Source organism: Diaphorobacter nitroreducens (assembly GCF_002214645.1).
GTDB lineage: Bacteria > Pseudomonadota > Gammaproteobacteria > Burkholderiales > Burkholderiaceae_C > Diaphorobacter > Diaphorobacter nitroreducens.
This window is the reverse complement of sequence record NZ_CP016278.1, coordinates 3,002,379-3,019,371: the sequence shown is the minus strand read 5'-3', so window position 1 is coordinate 3,019,371 and position 16,993 is coordinate 3,002,379. Positions and strand designations below refer to the sequence as shown.

General features: G+C 70.6%; 18 protein-coding genes. 4 read left to right on the top strand and 14 right to left on the bottom strand.

Annotated features, from left to right (window positions below; all coding sequences use genetic code 11):
• Positions 1–3 precede the first annotated feature (3 nt).
• The 5 genes from BA022_RS14215 to BA022_RS14195 form a co-directional block, all read right to left on the bottom strand.
• Positions 4–732, bottom strand: coding sequence for an MOSC domain-containing protein (locus tag BA022_RS14215; protein ID WP_088887877.1), 729 nt, complete (start codon positions 730–732; stop codon positions 4–6).
• Complete coding sequence (locus BA022_RS14210; protein ID WP_088887876.1) at positions 729–1,292, bottom strand: redoxin domain-containing protein; 564 nt, start codon at positions 1,290–1,292, stop codon at positions 729–731. The genes BA022_RS14215 and BA022_RS14210 overlap by 4 nt, the downstream gene beginning before the upstream one ends.
• An 84-nt stretch (positions 1,293–1,376) precedes the next feature.
• Positions 1,377–2,603 carry an ATP-binding protein gene (locus tag BA022_RS14205; protein WP_088887875.1) on the bottom strand — a complete coding sequence of 409 codons (1,227 nt, stop codon included), beginning with the start codon at positions 2,601–2,603 and terminating at the stop codon, positions 1,377–1,379.
• A gap of 28 nt (positions 2,604–2,631) precedes the next feature.
• Complete coding sequence (locus BA022_RS14200; RefSeq protein ID WP_088887874.1) at positions 2,632–3,348, bottom strand: response regulator transcription factor; 717 nt, start codon at positions 3,346–3,348, stop codon at positions 2,632–2,634.
• A gap of 120 nt (positions 3,349–3,468) precedes the next feature.
• Complete coding sequence (locus tag BA022_RS14195; RefSeq protein ID WP_088887873.1) at positions 3,469–4,803, bottom strand: AmpG family muropeptide MFS transporter; 1,335 nt, start codon at positions 4,801–4,803, stop codon at positions 3,469–3,471.
• Positions 4,804–4,864: 61 nt separating this feature from the next.
• On the opposite strand from BA022_RS14195, the gene BA022_RS14190 reads away from it, so the two are divergent.
• From BA022_RS14190 to BA022_RS14175, 4 genes are all read left to right on the top strand, one after another.
• Positions 4,865–5,566, top strand: a complete 702-nt coding sequence (locus BA022_RS14190) for a helix-turn-helix domain-containing protein (RefSeq protein WP_088887872.1) — start codon at positions 4,865–4,867, stop codon at positions 5,564–5,566.
• Positions 5,567–5,664: 98 nt separating this feature from the next.
• Entirely contained in the window at positions 5,665–6,570 is a 906-nt protein-coding gene (locus tag BA022_RS14185) for a DMT family transporter (protein WP_088887871.1), read from the top strand.
• A gap of 114 nt (positions 6,571–6,684) precedes the next feature.
• Entirely contained in the window at positions 6,685–7,020 is a 336-nt protein-coding gene (locus BA022_RS14180; RefSeq protein WP_088887870.1) for a hypothetical protein, read from the top strand.
• An 85-nt stretch (positions 7,021–7,105) separates the two neighbouring features.
• Entirely contained in the window at positions 7,106–7,981 is an 876-nt protein-coding gene (locus tag BA022_RS14175) for a M48 family metallopeptidase (RefSeq protein ID WP_088888628.1), read from the top strand.
• Positions 7,982–8,035: 54 nt separating this feature from the next.
• On the opposite strand, the gene BA022_RS14170 is transcribed toward BA022_RS14175, so the two are convergent.
• The 9 genes from BA022_RS14170 to BA022_RS14130 all read right to left on the bottom strand — a co-directional run bounded on the left by BA022_RS14170 (position 8,036) and on the right by BA022_RS14130 (position 16,737).
• Positions 8,036–9,667, bottom strand: a complete 1,632-nt coding sequence (locus tag BA022_RS14170) for a PepSY-associated TM helix domain-containing protein (protein WP_088887869.1) — start codon at positions 9,665–9,667, stop codon at positions 8,036–8,038.
• Positions 9,664–9,963, bottom strand: a complete 300-nt coding sequence (locus BA022_RS14165; RefSeq protein ID WP_088887868.1) for a hypothetical protein — start codon at positions 9,961–9,963, stop codon at positions 9,664–9,666. Before BA022_RS14165 ends, BA022_RS14170 begins: the two co-directional genes overlap by 4 nt.
• Complete coding sequence (locus BA022_RS14160) at positions 9,944–10,216, bottom strand: hypothetical protein (protein ID WP_088887867.1); 273 nt, start codon at positions 10,214–10,216, stop codon at positions 9,944–9,946. Before BA022_RS14160 ends, BA022_RS14165 begins: the two co-directional genes overlap by 20 nt.
• 69 nt (positions 10,217–10,285) lie before the next feature.
• Positions 10,286–12,436 carry a TonB-dependent receptor gene (locus BA022_RS14155; protein ID WP_088887866.1) on the bottom strand — a complete coding sequence of 717 codons (2,151 nt, stop codon included), beginning with the start codon at positions 12,434–12,436 and terminating at the stop codon, positions 10,286–10,288.
• A 45-nt stretch (positions 12,437–12,481) separates the two neighbouring features.
• Positions 12,482–12,790, bottom strand: a complete 309-nt coding sequence (locus BA022_RS14150; protein WP_088887865.1) for a DUF2218 domain-containing protein — start codon at positions 12,788–12,790, stop codon at positions 12,482–12,484.
• On the bottom strand, positions 12,787–13,596 hold the full coding sequence (locus BA022_RS14145; protein WP_088887864.1) for an ABC transporter ATP-binding protein: 810 nt from the start codon (positions 13,594–13,596) through the stop codon (positions 12,787–12,789). Before BA022_RS14145 ends, BA022_RS14150 begins: the two co-directional genes overlap by 4 nt.
• Positions 13,593–14,630, bottom strand: coding sequence for a FecCD family ABC transporter permease (locus BA022_RS14140; RefSeq protein ID WP_088887863.1), 1,038 nt, complete (start codon positions 14,628–14,630; stop codon positions 13,593–13,595). The genes BA022_RS14145 and BA022_RS14140 overlap by 4 nt, the downstream gene beginning before the upstream one ends.
• The gene (locus BA022_RS14135) at positions 14,627–15,595 is read right to left on the bottom strand and encodes an alpha/beta hydrolase (protein WP_088887862.1); all 969 of its coding nucleotides are present in this window, start codon (positions 15,593–15,595) and stop codon (positions 14,627–14,629) included. Before BA022_RS14135 ends, BA022_RS14140 begins: the two co-directional genes overlap by 4 nt.
• Positions 15,592–16,737 (bottom strand): ABC transporter substrate-binding protein, encoded by a 1,146-nt coding sequence (locus BA022_RS14130; protein ID WP_418236092.1) that lies wholly within the window; start codon positions 16,735–16,737, stop codon positions 15,592–15,594. The genes BA022_RS14135 and BA022_RS14130 overlap by 4 nt, the downstream gene beginning before the upstream one ends.
• Between the last annotated feature and the right edge of the window lie 256 nt (positions 16,738–16,993).

Sequence of the window (16,993 nt, the reverse complement as noted above, 5' to 3'; positions counted from 1 at the left end):
CCGTCAGTGCTGCCCCTGCAGGCGCGCGTCCCAGGCCTCGCTCTGTCCGCTGTCCAGGCGCCGCTGGAACAGCCGCTGCCATGACGGCGGCAGCGGCAGAGCGAGGATTTCGCGCAGCGTGGCGGGTGTGCAGTCGCGCCGGTCGATCACCTCCAGCAACCGTGCGATGGGCCACGCGGGCCGCGGCCGCGCGAGGAGCCAGACGGTGTCGCCCGCCTGCACCGTCCCGGGTTGCAGAACGCGCAGATACCAACCCGCGCGCAGGCTGCGTTGCACGCGCAGCGCCATGTCGGGCACCTGGAAGCGGTCGTTCAGCTTCCAGCAGGGCTGGCGGCCCTGGCTGACCTCGAAAACGGCGCTGCCGATGCGCCACTGGTCCGCAATGCACACCTGGGCCTCCTGCACGCCGTCCAGGCTGAAATTCTCGCCAAAGGCACCGGGCTGCGCGAGCAGCGCCTGCGCCGTGGCGTGGCCCGCCAGCTCCTCGCGCCAGGGCGTGTACTGCGGCCATGCATAGCAGTGCACGGCCTTGTCGGGGCCGCCGTGCACGCGCAGGTCGCCCTGCTCGTCGCCGTCCAGTCCCTCCGCGCCTACGGCGACGGGGCCGCTGCGCGCCAGCTTGGCAATGGCGCTGCGGCTGCCGGGGCGGGTGTAGGGTTGCGCGCGGCCGGTGAGCACGGCGCGCAGCGTGCCCAGGGCCGTGGGTTGGGAAGGCAAGGGGGTCGTGTTCATGGGCGGGGCTGATCGGGCAGTGGGCAGCCGCCATCGTCGCAGCCCGTGGCGGGCGCGGCCGCCGGGGCGGCTGGCGTGGGTTCCGCCAGCAGCCGGCCCAGCAGCGCGCCCAGCCGCAGATCGTCCAGATGGCCGAAGTGGTGCAGGCGCACGCGGCCTTGCGGGTCCAGCACCACCAGGCTGGGCGTTCCGCTGAGCGACAGGCTCTGCATGGTCCGTGGAATGCTGCGCGGCGCATCGGGCTGGTCCAGGCCGATGGGAAAGCGCAGCCGGTATTCGTGGATGAAGGCCTGCAGCGCCTCTGTCGTGCCCTGCACGGCGTGGTGCTCGAACACCGTGTGCAGGCCGATCACGACGAGTTGATCCGGCGCAAACGCCTCATGCACGCGCCGCGCCTGCGGGATGCCGTGCTCCACGCAGCCAGGGCACAGCATCTGAAAAGCGTGCAGCACCACCACACGCCCGCGCAGGCTGTCCAGCGTGAGCGGCTCGGGCGTGTTGAACCAGTGCGCCACCTGCAGCGGCGGCGCAGGTGCAAAGAAGGGCGCGGCGGCGGTCATGGGCAGGCCTTGCGGAACGGGAAAAGCGCCACCCTACAACATGGGCGAATGTGCCTGCTGAGGCAAGGGCGTGTGCGCCGACGCTCAGCGTGTGACCGGCAGGCGCAGCGTGAAGCAGGCGCCTGCCGCGCCATCGGGCCGGTCCTCGCACACCACGCTGCCGCCATGGCGCGCCGCGATGGAGCGCACCAGCGCCAGGCCTAAGCCCACACCGCCCGAGCGTTCGCTGGCGCCCGGCAGGCGGTAGAAGGGCTCGAAGATGCGTTCGCGCTGCGCGGGCGGCACGCCGGGGCCGTGGTCGCACACGCGCAGCACGGCGTCGTGCCCTTCGCGCGTGAGGGTGAGGGTGATCTCGCCCTGGCTGTAGCGCCGCGCGTTCTCCAGCAGGTTGCGCACGGCGCGGCGCAGCAGCTTGGACACGCCCGGCACTTCGACGGGCGCCGTCATGGCGTCTGCACCATCGCCGGACCCCACGTGCAGTTCGGCGTCCACGCGCACGCATTCCTCCACGGCCAGGCCCACCAGGTCCACGGGCTCGACCGTGCCCACATCGGCGGCGCCGGAATCCAGGCGGCTGGCCAGCAGGATCTCGTCCACCAACTGGTCCAGTTCGGCGATGTTGCGTTCAATCTCGGCGCGGAATGCGGGCGAGGGCGTGCCGCCCTGCATCAGCTCCAGCCCCATGCGGATGCGCGTGAGCGGCGAGCGCAACTCGTGCGAGGCATTCGCCAGCAGCGATTTGTGCGACTGCACCAGCGTCTCGATGCGCGCGGCGGCGGCGTTGAACTGGCGCGCCAGCGCCGCCACCTCGTCATGGCCCTGCTCGGCCACGCGCACCGACAAGTCGCCCTCGCCGAAGCGCTGCACGCTGCGCTGCAGCTGCTCCAGCCGCTGCAGCAGCCGCCGGATGATGGGGAACACCCCCACGGTCACGGCAATGCCCACCAGCGCGAGCATCCACAGAAAGCCGAAGGGCGGGCGGAACCACGCGGCGGGGCCGCGCTCGTCGGGGCGCGGGCGGGGCGGGCGCGGGGACAGGTGCATCTCGAACACCTCGCCCGTGGCGCTCTCGATGCGGTAGAGCACGCCTTCGCTGGGGTCGCGCCGCTGGCGCAGGCCCACGCCATCCACCAGCGTGCGGCCCGCGGCGTCCGTGATGCGGATCTCGCGCGAGGGCGGCTGCTGCTGGTTCTGCTCGGCCGCCCAGCGCCAGGCCATGCCCACGGCGAAGGCGAACACCAGCACGCCCCCGACCACGGCCAGCCAGATGCGCAGGTACAGGCGGCGGGAGAAGGGGCTGATGAGGGACATGCGTGCGGGGCTTTTCAAAAGAGGCAGGTCAGTCCTGCTGCTTGGCGAAGACATAGCCCACGCCGCGCACGGTGAGGATGCGGCGCGGGTTCTTGGGGTCCGCCTCGATGGCCGCGCGGATGCGGCCCATGTGCACGTCGATGGAGCGGTCGAACGCCTCCAGCTCGCGCCCGCGCACGGCCTCCATGATTTGGTCGCGCGTGAGCACGCGACCCGCGCGCTCGGCCATGGTCACCAGCAGGTCGAACTGGTAGGAGGTCAGCTCCGCAGGTTGGCCGTGCACGCTGACGGTGCGCGCGTCGCGGTCGATCTCCAGCGAGCCGAAGCGCAGCACCTGCGTGGCCGGCTGGGCGCCGCTCTCGCGTCGGCGCAGGATGGCGCGGATGCGCGCCAGCAGCTCGCGCGGCTCGAAGGGTTTGGGCAGGTAGTCGTCGGCGCCGATCTCCAGTCCGATCACGCGGTCCATGGGGTCGCCCTTGGCCGTGAGCATCAGCACCGGCACCTGGGCGGCGGCGCCCGGCAGCGCGCGGATGCGCCGGCACACCTCCAGGCCGTCGATGTCGGGCAGCATCAGGTCCAGGATCACCAGCTCGGGCAGTTGTCCGCCCTCGGGCGCCTGCAGCCGCGCCAGGCCGCTGGCGCCGTCGGCCATGTGCGTGACCTGCAGCCCGGACTGGCCGAGGTACTCGCCCACCATCTGCGCGAGGCGGTGGTCGTCTTCGATCATCAGCAGTTGCGAACTCATGGGTGGGTGGGCCTTTCTGGACTGCCATGTTCCCCGCGCGGCATCTCGCAGGGTTGTCGGCCGGGTAAAGTTAGGTAAACCGTTGTGGGTATCGTTTTGATAGCTGCCAGCGCTTGTCCATCAAGCGCTGGAGGCTGATTGGGCTCTGGACGCCAGCGCCACCAGCAGCAGCACCGGCAGGCCCAGCAGGGCCGTGCCTGTGAAGAACGCGCTGTAGCCCTGCGCGTCCACGAACTGGCCCGAGAAGCCCGCGAGCCATTTGGGCAGCAACAGCATCATGGAGCTGAACAGCGCGTACTGCGTGGCCGAGTACTGCACGTTGGTCAGGCTGGACAGATAGGCGATGAACGCGGCCGAGGCGATGCCGCCCGCGAGGTTGTCGGCCGAGACCACCAGCACCAGGCCCGTGAGGTCGTGCCCGCGCTGTCCCAGCCAGGCGAACAGCAGGTTGGACAGCGCCGAGAGCACCGCGCCCAGCATCAGTACGCGCATCACGCCCAGGCGCATGGACAGCACGCCGCCCACGAAGGCGCCGGCCAGCGTCATCACCACGCCGAAGACCTTGGTCACGGCGGCCACCTCGTCCTTGGTGTAGCCCATGTCCACGTAGAACGGGTTGGCCATGATGCCCATGACCACGTCGCTGATGCGGTACACGGCGATCAGCGCGAGGATCAGCGCCGCCTGCCAGCGGTAACGCCGGATGAAGTCGGCAAACGGCGCCACCACCGCGCCATGCAGCCACTCGCCCAGGTTGCGCGCGGGCGGCAGTGGGCGCGGCGTGGGCTCGGGCGACAGCAGCACCGTCATCACGCCCACCAGCATGGATGCGGCCATGACGAGGTAGGCCGTGGTCCAGGCGCCGGCCTGGTAGCCGCTCAGGCTGGCGTCCTCCGCGCGTGCAGCCACCCACAGCACGCCCGCGCCGGCCCAGATCATGGCCAGGCGGTAGCCCGTCTGGTAAGTGGCGGCCAGCGCGGCCTGGTGGTCGGTGTCGGCGGACTCGATGCGGAACGCATCCAGCGCAATGTCCTGCGTGGCGGAGCCAAAGGCCACCAGCAGTGCGCACCACACCATGGCGTCCAGCCCCTGGCGCGGGTCGGCCAGCGCCATACCGACGAGGCCCGCGGCCACCACACCTTGCGCCAGCAGCAGCCAGCTGCGCCGCCGCCCCAGCCAGCGCGTGAGCAGCGGCAGCGGCAGGCGGTCCACCAGCGGCGACCAGACCCACTTGAACGCATAGGCCAGCCCCACCCACGAGAGGTAGCCGATGGTCGTGCGGTCGATGCCCGCCTCGCGCAGCCGAAAGCTCAGCGTGCCCAATACCAGCAGCAGCGGCAGCCCGGCTGAAAAGCCCAGGGCCAGCATGCGCAGGCTCGCGGGCTCCAGGTAGACGAGCCAGGCCTGGCGCCAGGAGCGGCGGGCGGCGGCGGATGCGGGGGCGTCAGGCGGCATGGATGCGGAAAAGAGGCGCGGTCGTGAAAAAGCCAGTGCGGCGTTGCCCTAGTATTTGAGCATGGCCCGTTCCGCATCCGCGTTGCTGCACCCCGTCGCTTCGGTGCGCCACTATGGTGGCGAGCACCAGGCCCATGCCCACGCACATGCGCAGGTGCTGTACGCGCTGCAGGGGCGCATGGAGCTGGAGGTGGCCGGCCGCGCCGCCTTCGTGGACACGGCCTGCGGCATGGTGGTGCCTGCGGGCACCGAGCATGGCTACCTGGCCCGCCCGGACACGCGCATCCTGGTGATCGACGTGCCGGCGCAGGCCGCCGTGGACCGCGTGCGCCGCTTCGCCGTGCCCGCGGCGGCGCGCACCGTGCCCGAGCCCGGTGGCGCGGCCGCGCGCCTGGCGCTGCTGCTGCAGGCCCCGCGTGTGCTGGCGCGCCGCGGGCTGGACCTGGCCGCCCTGTGTGCCGCCGTGGACGCGGCCCTGCACGAGGACTGGCCCACCGCCCGCATGGCGCGGCTGTTCCACCTGAGCGCGGCGCGCTTTCACGCGCGGCTGCTGGAGCTGACGGGCGACACGCCCCAGCAGTGGCTGCGCGCGCGGCGGCTGGACCTGGCCGAGCGCGCCCTGGCACGCGGCCAGTCGCTGGAGGCCTCGGCCCTGCGCTGCGGCTACGCCAGCGCCAGCGCCCTGGCCTATGCGCTGCGGCGCGAGCGGGGCCTGGGGGCGCGAGCGCTGCGAATACAAGCCAAAACGGCATCCAGCGCTTGATGGATCAGCGCAAGCAGCTATCAATAATGAAGTAAAGCGCGCGGCACCACGCGCGTTGCTCGATAGTTGCCCTGCGGCGTGCGGGCACCATCGCGGGCATGAACACCGCATCGATTCGCAGCATCGCCATGGTGCTGCTGGCCGCCATGCTCTGGGGCACCACCGGCACGGCGCAAAGCCTGGCGCCCGCGGGGCTGTCGCCCTACTGGGTGGGCGCTTTGCGCCTGGTGATCGCCAGCGCCTTCTTCGCCCTGCTGGCCTGGCCCGCCTGGCGCGTGCGCCGCGGCGGCGGCCTGCGCTGGGGACCGGTGCTGCTGGCGGGCGCCTGCGTGGCCACGTACAACCTGAGCTTCTTCGCGGGCGTGAAGTCTGCCGGCGTGGCCCTGGGCACGGCCCTGGCCATCGGCAGCGGCCCGATCTGGGCGGGCCTGCTGCAGACCGTGGCGCAGCGGCGGCTGCCGGCCCCCGTATGGTGGCTGGGCACGCTGCTGGGCGTGGCGGGCGGTGCGGCCATGGCGCTGGACGGCGGCAGCACGGTGCGCGCCCCCTGGACCGGCATCGCCCTGTGCCTGCTGGCGGGGCTGGCGTACGCCATGTATGCGCTGACCAACAAGCGCCTGGTGGCGCAGGCCGGCGCGGCCGTCGTGAACCTGGCCGTGTTCGGCATGGCGGGCCTGCTGTCGCTGCCCGTGGCGTTGCTGCTGGGCGGCGCGCCCACGGTGGCGCCGGGCGCGCTGGGCATCGTGCTGTACCTGGGCCTGGTGGCCACGGGCGTGGCCTACCTGCTGTTCAGCACGGCGCTGCGCCACATCAGCGGTGCCACCGGCGTGACGCTGGCGCTGGCCGAGCCGGTGACCGCCTTTGCGCTGGCCGTGGCGGTGGTGGGCGAGTCACCTTCCGCCATGGCCTATGGCGGGCTGGCGGCGGTGCTGGCGGGCCTGTTGTTGGTGATCTGGGCGGAACTGCGCACAACCCGGCCTGCTGCGGGCGCCGCCGCTGCCTGAGCTTGCACTTGCTGGCGTTTGTTACAGCCGGCGGTCAACCTGGCCGGGCGGGCTGCCGTTGCTGAAAGGCCAGGGCCGGCGCATCCGCGCCGGCCAGTGCGCAAAGGACAACCCATGAACCATCGCCTGCGCGTGGTCGCGGCCCTCCTGGGCCTGGCGGCCGCCTGTGCCCAAGCCGAAGTGAACGTGAGCGTGGGCATCGGCCTTCCAGGCCCCATCTATGCCGAGCCGGCCCCGGTGTATGTGGCGCCGCCACCCGCCTACGTCGTGCCCCGCCCCGTCTATGCGCCGCGCCCAGTGATGGTCGTGCCACAGCCCGTGTACGCGCCCCACTGGCGCGACGACGACGATGACCACGACGAATGGAAGAAGTGGCGCAAACGCCATCACAAGGAGCAGAAGAAGGCATACAAGCGCTGGCGCCGCGAATGGGAAGACAACGACGATTGACCCGCGCATGGTTCCCGCTGCCGTCGTGGCGCAGTGCCTGCCCGCCTACATGCAGGCGGTGACGCGCGCCGCTAGACTGCTGCCCATGAACAGCCCCACCGTCTCTGTGCCCCCGTTGCCCGTGGATGCGGGCTGCCGTTGCTGCGCCGCGCGGGGCGGCACCTGGCAGGCGCGCCGCGCCTTCGTGCTGGCGGCGGCTGGCACGCTCGTGCTGCCGGTCGCGGCGCAGGTGGAGGTGGGGTCGGCCTCGGGCATGCGCCGGCTGGTGCCGGCCGAGACGCTGGAAGACTCCGCTGTCCAGCAGTACAGCCAGTTGCTGGCGCAGGCCAAGGCCAAGCGCGCACTGGCGCCGGACAACCACCCCCAGCTGCTCAAGCTGCGCGCGATCGCGCGGCAGATCATTCCGTACGCCGCGCAGTGGAACAGCCGCGCCGCGCAGTGGCGCTGGGAGGTCAACCTGATCGGCAGCAAGCAGATCAACGCCTTCTGCATGCCCGGCGGCAAGATCGCGTTCTACACGGGCATCCTGGACCAGCTCAAGCTGACCGACGACGAGATCGCCATGGTCATGGGCCATGAGATGGCCCACGCGCTGCGCGAGCATGCGCGCTCGCGCGTGGCCAAGAGCCAGGCCACCAGCATCGGCCTGTCGCTGGGCGCGCAGCTGCTGGGCCTGGGCGACCTGGGCAATGCAGCCGCCAACCTGGGGACGCAGCTGCTCACGCTCAAGTTCAGCCGCTCCGACGAGACCGACGCGGACCTGGTCGGCCTGGAGCTGGCCGCCCGCGCGGGCTACAACCCCCAGGCCGCCGTGAGCCTGTGGCGCAAGATGGGCGAGGCCACGGGCAACGGCGGCATCGCGTTCCTGTCCACCCACCCGTCGGGGCCCGACCGCATCCGCGAGCTGGAGCAGAACGTGCCCAAGGTGCAGGGGCTGTACCAGGCATCGCGGCGCGGATAATGCTATTGAAAATATAGCTGTCAGCGCTTATGGGATAAGCGATGGAGCTTGTTTTTATTCGGATTCTTTCCTGCGCATGGGCGCGGACCAGACGCTGTCCCGTGGCCCGCTGCGCACGCGCCGCGCCGTGGCGCGCGCCATCCACGCCAGTGCCAGCGCCCCTGCGAGCGCGGTGAGGTCCACGCCCAGCAGCGCGCCATCCGCCCAGGCACCGGCGCCGGGTGCCAACCAGCCCAGCAGGCTGGAGGCGGGGATGGCCAGCGTGCAGGCCACTGCCAGCCACAGCAGCGGCGCGGCCGCGCGCGCCGCGCCACGAATGAAGGCCCAGGCCACGCTGGCGAAAAACACCGCGTAATAGATGCCCACGTGCCAGGCGGCCATGTTCTGCACGCGCCCCGGCAGCCACTTGGCAGCGGCCAGGGTCAGCGACAGGCCGGCCACGCAGCCGATGCACACGCCCACCGTGGCGGCGGCCATCAGGGCCGTGTCGCGCCGCTGCTCGGGCAGGGCGCCGCTGGTGCCCACGCCCTTGCGCTGGGCCTTGCGCCGTGTCTCGACCCACAGCAGATTGCCGCTGTAGAACAGCCATGCGCCCGCCAGCCCCAGCAGGAAGTACAGCCACAGCACGGCCGTGCCACCGAACGAGGCCATGTGCAGCGCGAAGAAGCTGCTGATGAGCAGGTTGGGCGTACTCTGCGCGCCCGGGAGGTAGTCGGCCGACAGGAGCTTGCCGCTGTACGGATCGATCGCGGCAAACCCGCCCATGGCGCGCGGCGCGATGTCCTGGGGGTGTTTGCCCCACACACGCACCAGGGGCCGCGGGCCCGTCACTTGCGCGTAGTGCAGGGCGGTGGGCTCGAAGCCCGGCGCCGCTTGCCTGGCGATACGCACGAGCTGCGATGGCAGGAGCATTTCTGCGGGGTCGCGCGCTGACGCGGCGCCGGGCAGCGCCGGGGGCCTGGCGGAGGACTGCGACCACCGGCCCTGGTGCAGCAGCCTGTCCTGCAGGGCGTAGATCTGGTCGTGGTAGGCGAACACCACGGCGCTCAGTGCCATGACCATGTGAAACGGCAGGCTGACGATGCCCACCACGTTGTGCGCGTCCAGCCACATGCGCTTGGTGTTCTTGCCCACGCGCAGTGCGAAGAAATCCTTGGCCAGCGAGGGCAGCAGCACCACGACGCCGGAGACCAGCGCCACGAAGTACAGCGCCGAGACCGCCCCCATGACCCAGCGGTTCGGGTCCGAATCCACGGGCAGTCCGACGACGCGGTGCAGCACGTCGATGAACTCCACCAGCCGTGATGGTGGTTGTTCGCGCACCTGCAAGCTGCCGTCCGCGCCCAGCGTGGCGGAGTAGTGGCGGGCGGCGCCCTCGTCGTGGTCGTCGGCGCCGGGCGCGCGTACCTGCCATTCCAGGCGCGGAATAGCGCCATCGCCCCGCAGCGAGAGCACCGTGGCGCGCATGGAGGGGGGCACGGTGGCCAGGGCTTGCGCGATGAGCGGCTGTGCCTCATCCATCGGCACGGGCTGCATGCCGGCCGCGGGCGGCGTGGACCATTGGCGCAAGGGCTCCTTGAACACCGTGAGCGCCCCGGCGTAGAACGCGATGAACAGCGCCAGGCCGCTCAGGATGCCCGTCCAGGTATGAACGGACTTGTAGATGCGAACGTGGTCGGCCCTCATGCCGCGCCCCCTTGCCACAGCAGCCACCACAGGCCCAGGCCCACGGCATTGGCGCCCAGCAGCCAGGCCCAGGCGTGCCGGCCGCTTCTGAAGAAATACACGCCGGACAGCACGCCCAGCCACACCGGGGGCACCAGCCACATGGCGAGCTGCCCGCCCACAGCAAGCGGCATGCCGCGCAGTTGCGTCATCAGCAGGGCTGAGGCGATAAGTGCCAGGCAAAGGCCCAGCACCAAGCCGGCCAGGGTTTTGGAGACCCAGTCGGGCCGGATGGGGTCATGGCGTGCGGCGGGCATGGATCAGTGCTCCTGCATAGGGCAGTACGGCGAGCGCCAGCATCAGCGTGGTGCCCAGGACGAAGGCGGCGGCCAGGCGGTGCAGGTCCTGCACCAGCGCCAGCCAGGCGAGCAGCAGCAGCGCCGCGCCCGCGATGCGTGCGGGCCGGCGAGGCCAGGGTGCCGCCCACAGGCGCTGGTGGGGCGAGGCCGCGTAGAGGCACAGGCAGGCCAGCGTGCTGGTGGCCAGGCCGAGGAGGGTGAAGACGGGCATGGCGTGCGTCGGGCATTGGGCAGCGGTCCCGGCCGCATGCATGCGGCCGGCGGGGCGCGCTGAGCCTCGTCAGAACGAGACCGTTGCGGACACCTTGAAGGTGCGTGGTGCGCCAGGCATCACGAAGCCATCGCCGAACGTGCCGATCCAGTAGTTCTTGTCGGTCACGTTCTCCACGCTGGCGTTGAAGCGCACGGGGGTGGCGCCGAAAGTGGCGGCGTAGCTGGCGTTCAGGTCCAGGCGGTTCCACGACGGTACGCGGATGCGGTTGCCCGAGTCGGCCCATTGTGAGCCGGTGTGGATCACGCGGCCCCCCACCTTCAGGCCCTGCACAGGGGTCTGCCAGTCGGCGCCGATGCGCAGCCGCCATTCCGGCACGCCAAAGGTTTCCCGGCCGGTGTTGCGCTGCTCGGACTCGATGCGCGTGATACCGCCCAGCAGCGACAGGTTCTCGGTCAGCATGCCGTACAGGCTCCACTCCAGACCGCGCAGGCGCTGCTCGCCGTCCTCCACCAGGGCGGCGGGGGCAACGCCGGTGAACGAGGGGCGCTTGATCTGGTAGGCGCTGAAGGTGTGCGTCAGCGCACCCGTTTGCAGCTTCACGCCGAGCTCCGCCTGCTTGGTGACGCGGGGGGCGAGCGATTCGCCCGCGTTGGCATAGCCCACGCCCACGGTCTGGCCGGGCTCCAGCCCCTCGGTGTAGTTGCCGAACAGGGCAATATCGTCACCCCAAGGGCGCACGACGGCGGCCACCATGGGCGAGAAGCGGCTCTTGCTGTAGTCGCTGGCCATGCCGTTCACCAGCGGCGTCTTCACCGTCTGGTGGCGCCCGCCCACGGTCAGCAGCACCTTCTCGCCGGCGAAGGCGAGGGTGTCGGCCACGGCCAGCGAGCGGAACTCGGTCTCGGTGGTGTAGCCCTTCCACACCGGCGCCGCCGGGAAGCTGGGGACCACCGGCTCGTACATGTTCGTGGTGTAGCAGTAGTTGCAGGCCGTGTTCACGCTCCCTTCCTTGTGCTTGAGGAGATTGGCGGACAACTGCAAGCGGTGGCGGACAGCGCCCGTCTCGAACTTGCCGATCACCCCGGCCTCGGCCGTGCGGCGCTCGGACTGGGTGTGCACGCGGTAGATCGCGCCGCGTGTGGTGCCGTCCGCGCCGGTGACGAAGGCGCGGGTGCCGAACAGCAAGCCCTTGCCCTCGGCTTCGGAGCCGCCCAACGCGAAGTAACCCTGCCAGTCCTGTGTGAAGTCGAACTCCGCGCGGGCCAGCGCGCCGCTGTTGTCGTACTTGCCATGGGTGCCACGGAACATGTTGGTGTCACCGGAGGGCGCCTCCAGCAGGTAGCCGACGCCGCGGATCGACGCATTGCCCAGGAAGTTGAAGATGCCGGGGCTGCCGTTGTCGATCTTGTTGACACTGTTGTACAGGTCCAGCGAGAAGCGGGAGCGGTCGCCCAAGTAGTCCAGTCCCAGCGCGCCGACGCGGCGGGTCTGGCTCTCGTCCTCGGCGCCCATCTCGCCATCGCCGTAAACACCATTGAAGCGCACGCCCAGGCGCTTTTCATCACCGAAGCGTTTGCCCACGTCGGCGTGGGCCTGGAAGTAGGAGTGCGTGCCATAAGTCAGCGTCAGGTCCGCAATGGGTTGGGCCAGCGCACGCTTGGTCACCATGTTCACGGTGCCTGCCACGCTGGACAGGGGCGGCATGCCGGAGAGCAGCACGTTCGGCCCGCGCAGCACCTCCACGCGCTCGAACATTTCGATCGGCACCGAGTTGGACGGCGCGATGCCGTACAGGCCATTGGTGGCGATGTCCATCGCGTTCATGTCCAGGCCGCGCAGGTTGAAGTTCTGCAGCATGTGGTTCTTGTTGGTGGTGAAGACCACGGCCGCGTCGTTCTCCAGCACGTCCTGCAGCGTGAGGGCCGACCAGTCCTCGGCGAGTTCGCGGGTGTAGGCGTTGACGTGCACGGGCGCCTCCATGATGGAGGTGGCCCCCAGGATGCCCAGGCGCGCGCCCGAGGCGGCCTTGTGGCCGGGCGCACGCACGGGCAGGTCCTCGCGCTCGTATTTGCTGCGCACGGTGACTTGCGGCAGGGCGGCGGCCTCACCTGCGGCGGGCGCTGCCGTCTGGGCCAGGGCCGCCGAGCAGGCCCCGGTTGCCAGCAGCGCCAGCGCGATGGAATGGAGCCGCGGTTGGCGGATCGAAGGGTTCTGCATGGTTCTATCCTCAAGCACAAAAAAACGATGTCTGGTGGAGGGGCGCTACGGCGTGCCTTCGGCTGCAGGTGTGCATGCGTGCCACTGCACCGCCAGCGGGTGCTTGCGCGAGAACAACTTCACGTGCTCGTCGATGGCGAAGCGCACGCGCGCCAACTGCTGCGCGTCCTGCGCACGGCATGCGAAGTGCAGCGCGGTGTCGTCGGCGTGCATGTCGCACAGGCCCCAGGGGAACTCGGCGTGGCCCTCGTGCTCGTCATAGCGCACGGCGATCTTTCGACTGAAGTGGTGGCACAGGCGCTGCAGCCAGCGGCTGGCCTCGGGGGTGCGCACATGGCCGCGGGCGTGGATCATGGGACGTCGTGTGTGGGGGAGATCGCTTCGTCGGCCAGCACCAGGGGGTGGCCCAGGCTGCAGCGTTCCACGCGCGCGCGCACGCCGTAGGCGGCTTGCAGCAGCGGGGGCGTGAGGACCTCGGCCGGGCGGCCGGCGGCGAGGAGGCGGTTGTGCGGGTGGCCCTGGCCCAGCACCACGATGTGGTCGCAAAAACGCAAGGCCAGGTTCAGGTCGTGCACTGCGATCACGGCGAGCGTTCGCCCTTCGGCAACCAGGGCGCGCACGGCGTGCAGCACCCTTAGTTGCCAACGCAGGTCGAGCGCGCTGGTGGGCTCGTCCAGCAGCATCAGGCGCGGCGCACGCACCAGCACCTGGGCCAGACCGATCATCTGACGCTGCCCGCCGGAGAGTTCGGCCAGGGGGCGCAGGGCCAGCGCATCGAGTTCCAGCGCGGCGAACACGCCGGCGATGGCGGCCTCGGCCGGTTCGCGGCCCAGTTCGGGGCGGCTCGCGCGCAGCGCGCTCAGCATGGCCTCGTAGGCCACGAGCGAGGTGGCCTGGGGCAGTGCCTGGGGCAGGTAGCCCACGCGGCGCAGGCGTGCGCGCGGGGGCAGGGTGGCGAGGTCGGTGCCGTCCAGCAGCACCTGTCCGCGTGCCGGCCGCAGCCCGGCGATCGCCTTAAGCAGCGTGGACTTGCCCACGGCGTTCGGGCCGACGAGCGCCACGAGCGCGCCTGGGGCGACGCATTCCAGGTCCAGCCCTTCGAATACGGGCCGGCGCGGGTAGCCCACGCTCAGGCGGCGCAGCTCCAGCCCCGCGCTCATGCGCCCCTCCGGCGGCCCAGCACCAGGGCCAGGAACATGGGCACGCCCACCAGCGCGGTGATGATGCCGATGGGCAGGACCACGCCGGGCACCAGCACCTTGCTGAGGATGGAGGCGCCCGAGAGCATGAGCGCGCCCGCAAGTGCAGCCCCCGGCAGGTAGTAGCGGTGGTCCTCGCCCAGCAGCAACCGCGCGATGTGCGGCCCCACCAGGCCCACGAATCCAATCGTTCCCACGAACGAGAGCGCCGTGGCTGCGAGCAGGCTCACGCGCAACAACGTGATGAGGCGCAGCCGCTCGACCGCGATGCCGAAGCTGCGGGCCTGGTCCTCGCCAGCGCGCAGCGCGGTGAGCGGCCAGGCATTCCTGGCGGACCAGACCGCGCACAGCAACAGCACGGCGGCCACGAGGGCGATCTTGTTCCAGGTGGCGCGCGCGAGACTGCCCATGGTCCAGAAAACGATCTGCTGCAGCGCATTGCTGTCGGCGATGAACTGCATGAGCCACAGCAGCGCCTCGAAGCTGAACAGCAGCGCGATGCCGAACAGCACCACCGTGTCCACCGTGGCGCCGTAGCGCCACGCGAGCAGCTGGATCAGCAGCGTGGCCGCCGCCGCGCAGACGAAGGCTGAGAGCGGGACGGCCAAGTTCTCGCCGAAGGCCATGAGTGTGAAGCCGCCCACGACGGCGATGGATGCGCCGACGGCCGCTGCTGCCGACAGGCCCAGCGTGAAGGGGCTGGCCAGCGGGTTGTTGAGTGCGGTCTGCATCTCAGCGCCCGCCAGGCCCAGGGACGCGCCCACTAGCAATGCCATCACCGCGTAGGGCAGGCGCACCTCCCAGAGGATTACGCGCTGCTCCAGGGACAGGCTGCCGGGTTGCAGCAGCCCGGCCGCTACGTCGGTGAACGGCAGGCCGGAAGGGCCGGTGGCGAGATCGAGCGCGAGCGTGAGGCAGAGCACCACGGCCATGGCGGCCAGCAGCCACAGGCGCAGCGCGGCAAAGCGGCGATAGCGCGCGGCCAGCGCGGTCATGCGCCGTCTCCGATGGCGAGCGCCAGCGCCTGCTGCACGGCGGGCGCCATGCTGTCCCCATGGCCGGCGCCGGGGAAAGACAGGAAGCGCCAGTCCAGTCCCGGCGTACCGCGCAGGCCGTCGAGCAGCGTGTGCAGGTGCTCGGCGCTGCGCCGCTCGCGTGCGATGGCGGCGCGGGCGGGGTCGGCGGGCCGCTGTGCCTCGCGCTCGCCCAGGGTGACGAGCAGGCGCACAGGGGCCGCATCGCCGCGGCGTGTGGCGCGAAAGCCTGCCTGTTCCTGCAGGATGAAGCCGTCGCGCCACCACACGGACGGGCTTGCGGCCACGTAGTTCTGAAAGCCACCGGGCCGTGTGAACAGCGCGTGCAACACGCACAGGCCACCATAGGAATGGCCGAAGAGGGTCTGCCGTGCCATGTCAGTGCGCACGGCCTGCTCCACCTGCGGACGCACCGTGGCGTCGATGAAATCGAGGAGGGCGTCGGCTCCGCCCTCGCGGCGGCCGCGCCTGTCCGTTGCAGGGCCGGGTGCGGATGGCGTGTAGTCGTAGGTGCGCGCGTCCAGGTCCAGCACCCGGTCGCCGGCATAGCCCAGGCCCACCACCACGGCGCCCTGCGCCGGGGCGCCGGGGCCGCGCGCGAAGCGATTGCGCATGAGTTGCGCGGCAAGCGCGAACACCAGGTCGCCATCCAGCACGTAGAGCACGGGCCAACCCTGCGGGGGCGGAGCCGCGGGCGGCACCGCCAGCATGATGCGGTGCGTGTGGTCGCCGGAGGCGACGTCGATGCAGCGCGTGCCCGGCAGCGCGACGGGGGGCGCCTGCTCCAGCGTCAGCCGTGCGCAGCCGGGCAGGGCCGATAGGGCGCCCAGGCCCAGCAGCGTGCGGCGGGTGTAGGTGGGCGAGACGGAAGCACTTGCGCCCGGGGCTGTGCCGTGCGTTTCTGGGAGCTGCGCGGCAAGGCTCATGGCGTGAGCGCCGTCCAGTAGACGCCTTCCAGTGCAATCGGCTGGAAACGCTCGTACATCGTCTGCAGCGTGGCACGCGGGTCGAGGTCGGCGAACAGCGTGGGGTGCAGCCACTGGGCGAACACCTGCACGGCCACCACGTTGAACGGCGAGTTGTAGAAGTGGTGCCACATGGCGTAGGCGCGGCCTTCCCGGACGGCCTGCAACTGCGCGATGCCGCGGCGCTGCACTGCGCGCGCGAGCGAGGCACGCGCCGCTTCGGGCGTGGCGTCGGCGCCGAGTACGACGCGCAGCGGCGTTTGCCGCGCCGCGGCCAGCGTGCCGATGCCCGTGCCGATGTACACGCGCGGCTGTCGCGCGATCAGGAACTCGGGGTTCAACGTGCCGAATTCTCCCGGCACCAGTCCGCGGGCTACGTTGTGTGCGCCGGTCGCGTCCAGCAGCTTGCCGACCAGGCCCACCATGGTGTCGCAGCAGCCTTCGGACAGGCCCACGCGGTTTTCCAGGAACACCGTGGGGGCAGTGGGGCGTGCCTGGGCGAGGCGGTCGGTGACCACCGCGAGTTGTGTGCGCCAGAATTGCACGAACGCTTCGGCCTCGCGCTTGTTGCCCAGCACTTCGCCCAGCAGCAGCATGCTGCGTGGTGTGTTGGCAAGGGGCTCGTGACGCAGGTCGATGAACACCACCGCGATACCCGCGGCTTCCAGGCGCGCCAGGGTCTCGCGGTCGCGCTCGCTCGGGCCGTGGCCGCCCGCGAGCCCCAAGATCGCCACCTGCGGCCGCAGCGCGATGGCTTGCTCGTCGCTGAAACTGCCGCTGCTCGTGCGGCCCACGCGGGGTACCTGGTCGATCTGCGGGAAGCGGCGCTTCCATTGCGCGTAGCCGGCCTCGTCAAGCTTCTCGAACTCCCCCATCATGCCGACCAGCCGACGCAGGGGATCGTCCTTGTCGAATACGGCCAGTGCGGGCAGCAGGCGCCCTTCGCCGAGCAGAATGCGCTCGACCTTGGCGGGTATGCGCACCGTGCGGCCCGCAAGGTCGGTCACCGTCAAGGTGCTCTGGGCATGGGCCGCGAAGAGAGCGCACAGCGAAATCAATGCGCTGGTGAGCATCCAGCGCAGGCAGCGGAAAGGGGAAGGCATGTTGCGGAGATCCAAGGCAGCGATCACCATCGCTGCGGGTTACGAATCGCTAATTTTATTGAGAATGATTTGCATTGCTTAATTGCGGCTGGTAGCATCCCACATGCCGCCGTTGCCTTTGTTTGCCGCGCCAACAAAGATGTTTGCGTGCCCTGGGGTTCGGTGCGCTTTACCGTCGTCTTTTTCCTTCGAGGCTCGCAGTTCGCCATGCACGGCCATTTCCCATGCTCACCGTCCGCCAGCGCCTCCCCTTGCT

Coding starts and splice junctions, on each gene's coding strand:
- BA022_RS14180 (WP_088887870.1), top strand. CDS start 6,685: ATGAACCATCGCCTGCGCGTGGTCGCGGCCCTCCTGGGCCTGGCGGCC.
- BA022_RS14185 (WP_088887871.1), top strand. CDS start 5,665: ATGAACACCGCATCGATTCGCAGCATCGCCATGGTGCTGCTGGCCGCC.
- BA022_RS14160 (WP_088887867.1), bottom strand. CDS start 10,216: ATGCCCGTCTTCACCCTCCTCGGCCTGGCCACCAGCACGCTGGCCTGC.
- BA022_RS14130 (WP_418236092.1), bottom strand. CDS start 16,737: ATGCCTTCCCCTTTCCGCTGCCTGCGCTGGATGCTCACCAGCGCATTG.
- BA022_RS14195 (WP_088887873.1), bottom strand. CDS start 4,803: ATGCCGCCTGACGCCCCCGCATCCGCCGCCGCCCGCCGCTCCTGGCGC.
- BA022_RS14175 (WP_088888628.1), top strand. CDS start 7,106: ATGAACAGCCCCACCGTCTCTGTGCCCCCGTTGCCCGTGGATGCGGGC.
- BA022_RS14155 (WP_088887866.1), bottom strand. CDS start 12,436: ATGCAGAACCCTTCGATCCGCCAACCGCGGCTCCATTCCATCGCGCTG.
- BA022_RS14190 (WP_088887872.1), top strand. CDS start 4,865: ATGGCCCGTTCCGCATCCGCGTTGCTGCACCCCGTCGCTTCGGTGCGC.
- BA022_RS14150 (WP_088887865.1), bottom strand. CDS start 12,790: ATGATCCACGCCCGCGGCCATGTGCGCACCCCCGAGGCCAGCCGCTGG.
- BA022_RS14215 (WP_088887877.1), bottom strand. CDS start 732: ATGAACACGACCCCCTTGCCTTCCCAACCCACGGCCCTGGGCACGCTG.
- BA022_RS14170 (WP_088887869.1), bottom strand. CDS start 9,667: ATGAGGGCCGACCACGTTCGCATCTACAAGTCCGTTCATACCTGGACG.
- BA022_RS14135 (WP_088887862.1), bottom strand. CDS start 15,595: ATGAGCCTTGCCGCGCAGCTCCCAGAAACGCACGGCACAGCCCCGGGC.
- BA022_RS14210 (WP_088887876.1), bottom strand. CDS start 1,292: ATGACCGCCGCCGCGCCCTTCTTTGCACCTGCGCCGCCGCTGCAGGTG.
- BA022_RS14145 (WP_088887864.1), bottom strand. CDS start 13,596: ATGAGCGCGGGGCTGGAGCTGCGCCGCCTGAGCGTGGGCTACCCGCGC.
- BA022_RS14165 (WP_088887868.1), bottom strand. CDS start 9,963: ATGCCCGCCGCACGCCATGACCCCATCCGGCCCGACTGGGTCTCCAAA.
- BA022_RS14205 (WP_088887875.1), bottom strand. CDS start 2,603: ATGTCCCTCATCAGCCCCTTCTCCCGCCGCCTGTACCTGCGCATCTGG.
- BA022_RS14140 (WP_088887863.1), bottom strand. CDS start 14,630: ATGACCGCGCTGGCCGCGCGCTATCGCCGCTTTGCCGCGCTGCGCCTG.
- BA022_RS14200 (WP_088887874.1), bottom strand. CDS start 3,348: ATGAGTTCGCAACTGCTGATGATCGAAGACGACCACCGCCTCGCGCAG.